Origin of the sequence: Streptomyces niphimycinicus (genome assembly GCF_018883605.1) — a bacterium.
Classification (GTDB): Bacteria; Actinomycetota; Actinomycetes; order Streptomycetales; family Streptomycetaceae; genus Streptomyces; species Streptomyces niphimycinicus.
In genome coordinates, this window is record NZ_JAHLEM010001115.1 from 1 (window position 1) to 3,186 (window position 3,186).

The 3,186-nt window shown below is 72.4% G+C and carries 1 protein-coding gene and 1 pseudogene; one reads left to right on the forward strand and one right to left on the reverse strand.

Features of this window, described 5'->3' with window-relative positions; genetic code table 11:
- Nucleotides 1–753, reverse strand: a pseudogene (locus tag KN815_RS48025) (hypothetical protein); the annotation flags it as partial.
- 162 nt (nt 754–915) lie between these two features.
- Between KN815_RS48025 and KN815_RS48030 the strand changes: the two are divergent.
- A complete protein-coding gene (locus KN815_RS48030) occupies nt 916–3,009 on the forward strand; it encodes an MDR family MFS transporter (RefSeq protein ID WP_216348057.1) in 2,094 nt (697 codons plus the stop codon).
- The last annotated feature ends 177 nt before the right edge of the window (nt 3,010–3,186 follow it).

Genomic DNA, 3,186 nt, shown 5'->3' on the forward strand with positions numbered 1-3,186 from the left:
CGAGGGGCCGGTCTCGCTCGGGGACGCGCTCGCCCGCGTCGAGCCGGACGCGGACGGGCGGGGCGTCGCGCTCGACGACGGGACGCCGGACGACGGGCTGCCCTCCGTGGTCGGCACCTCCTCCTCGACCGGCGCGCTGGCGGTGCTGTCGGCCAGCGCGCGGTCGCTCCCGCCCCCGCCGCCGCCGTCGTCCTTGTGGTCACCGCCGAGCAGCCCGGTGCCGACCGCCAGCGAACCGGCCACGGCCACGGCCGCCGCCCCCGCGAGTACGGCCGTCACGACCTTGCGCTTGCTCTTACGGTGCCGGGCGGGGCCGGGTTCCTCCCCCGGCACGTCCCCGCCGACGCCGACGCCACCGCCTGCGTAGGCGCCTGAGCCGATGTCTGAGCCGACGTCTGAGCCGACGCCGACGTAGGCCCCCGCGCCCGTGTCGCCGTCCCCCGCCCCGGCTCTGCCGGGTCTCTCCTCGACGCGGTCGATCACCCGCGTCGCGTCGGTGTCCCCCTTCTCCGCCTCCTCCTTCTCCGCCTTCTTCTTCTCCGCCTCCTCGAAGAGACGCAGATCACGCGGATCGGGCCCGCCCGGGCGCTCCTCCGAGAGCGCCAGAACGGGGTGCGGATGGGTCTGGTCGTCGGTCTCGCCTGCGGTCGCGGTGGACGCGGTGGACGCGGCGGCGCGTTCGGCACACGTACAGCCGGGCCGCCCGTTGGCGCGCGCCGGTGCGAAGCAGTGCGGGCAGGACTCTGCCGTCACGGAACTTTCCCTCCCTGGAGTTCGCAGCGATTATGCGCATCCGATCCCCTTCCGCGCAGGTGTTCGCCCGCCGTGCGGACCGGCACGGCGGGCCGTAACAGGGCATAAAGGTGAGGATGGGGTGAGGATGAAGAGGGAACGGAGGAGCGAGGAGGAGTCGCCATGGCGCGGGACGGCGGCAGCCCGGCTCCGGCCCCAGGAGCCCCCGACGCCGTGGCCCCCGGCCCGGGAGAGGGCCGGCCGCGGCGTACGGTCCTGGTGGCCATCGGCGCGCTGCTGCTCGGCATGCTGCTCGCCGCGCTCGATCAGACGATCGTCTCCACCGCGCTGCCCACGATCGTCAGCGACCTCGGCGGCCTGGAGCATCTGTCCTGGGTCGTCACCGCGTATCTGCTCGCCTCGACCGCGGCCACCCCGCTGTGGGGCAAGCTCGGCGACCAGTACGGCCGTAAGAGGCTCTTCCAGACCGCGATCGTCATCTTCCTGATCGGTTCCGCGCTGTGCGGGCTCGCCGGGAACATGGCGGAACTCATCGCCTTCCGCGCGCTCCAGGGGCTGGGCGGCGGCGGACTCATGGTGCTGTCGATGGCCATCGTCGGCGATATCGTCCCGCCCCGGGACCGGGGCCGCTACCAGGGCCTCTTCGGCGCCGTCTTCAGCGCCGCCAGTGTGCTGGGGCCGCTGCTCGGCGGGGTGTTCGTCGACCGTCTGAGCTGGCGCTGGGTCTTCTACATCAACCTGCCTCTCGGCATCGTCGCCCTCCTCGTCGTGGCCTCCGCGCTCCAGATCCCGGTGCGCCGCACCTCGCACACCATCGACTACCTCGGCACCTTCCTGATCGCCGCGGTCGCCGCCGCCCTGGTGCTGATGACCTCCCTCGGCGGGGTCACCTACGGCTGGGGGTCCTGGCAGATCATCGGGCTCGCGGTGGTCGGCATGGCGCTGCTGGCGGCCTTCGTACGGGTGGAGTTCCGTGCGGCCGAGCCGGTGCTGCCGCTCACCCTCTTCCGCAGCCGCACCTTCACGCTGTGCGCGTTCATCGGCTTCATCGTCGGCTTCGCGATGTTCGGCAGCATGACCTATCTGCCGACCTTCCTCCAGATCGTGCAGGGCGTCTCACCGACCACCTCCGGCCTCCACCTCCTGCCGCTGGTCCTCGGCACGCTCGTCTCCTCCACCGTCTCCGGCCATCTGGTCAGCCGCACCGGCCGCTACAAGGTCTTCCCGGTCCTGGGCACCGCGATCACCGCCATCGGCCTGCTGCTTCTGCACCAGTTGCGGGAGTCCAGCGGGGTCGCGGAGATGAGTGCGTACTTCTTCGTCTTCGGCTGCGGCCTCGGCCTGGTCATCCAGGTGCTGGTGCTGATCGTGCAGAACTCCGTCAGCTATCGGGACCTGGGCGTCGCCACCTCCGGCGCGACCTTCTTCCGCTCGATCGGCGCCTCGTTCGGCGTCTCCGTCTTCGGCACGATCTTCGCCAACAACCTCGGCCCCCAGATCGCCGACGCCCTCGCCGGACGACGCCTGCCACCCGGTATCACCCCCGGCGCCCTCACCTCCGACCCCCGCGGCCTCGGGCGGCTGCCGCCGGTGGACCGGGCGGCGGTGCGGCACGCGTTCTCCGTCTCCATCACCGACGTCTTCCTCTACGCGGTGCCGGTCGTGCTGCTCGCCTTCATCCTCGCCTGGTTCCTCCGGGAGGAGCCGCTGCGCGGCAGCGTCACCGCGCCCGACGGCAGCGAAATACTCGCCAGCAACCCCGTCCAGCGCTCCTCGCACGAGGAGTGCGCCCGGGCGCTGTCCCTGCTCGGCAGCCGGGAGGGCCGCCGGAAGATCTACGTCGACATCACCCGGCGCGCCGGGCTCGACCTCAGACCGGCCGCGAGCTGGATGCTGCTGCGCATCCACCACCACGGCTCGGTCGAACCCGCGATGCTCGCGCAGCGCTCACCCGTACCGCTGCGGGTCATCACCGAGGCGACCCGGCAGATCGAGGAGCGGGGCCTCGGCCGCCGCTACGGACTGGACCTGATCCTCACGGACGACGGCCGCGAGGTCGCGACCAGGCTCTACCGGGCCCGCGAGGCATCCCTCGCGGAACTCCTGGGCGACTGGTGGTCAGCCGACCGCCCGACCGACCTGAGCGAGCTGGTGGACGAGCTGACGCACGAGATGTGCGGCTCCGACGCGGAACAGCCGAGGGACGGCGCCCCCCGCCCCGACCACCGCCGCCCCCCGCCACCGCGCACGCCCTGACCTCGGGGGCATATCGGGAGGCCCTTGATGAGGTAGTTGCGCCATATCAAGCATTTTACGAAGGGGGTACCCAGACCCCCTCGGTAGCCCACCGGCTCACCGCCCACCGCGGCCCACCGGCCGCGGCCCACCTGCCACCGCCGCCCACCGGCCCGCTGGCCCACCGGCCCGCCGCCC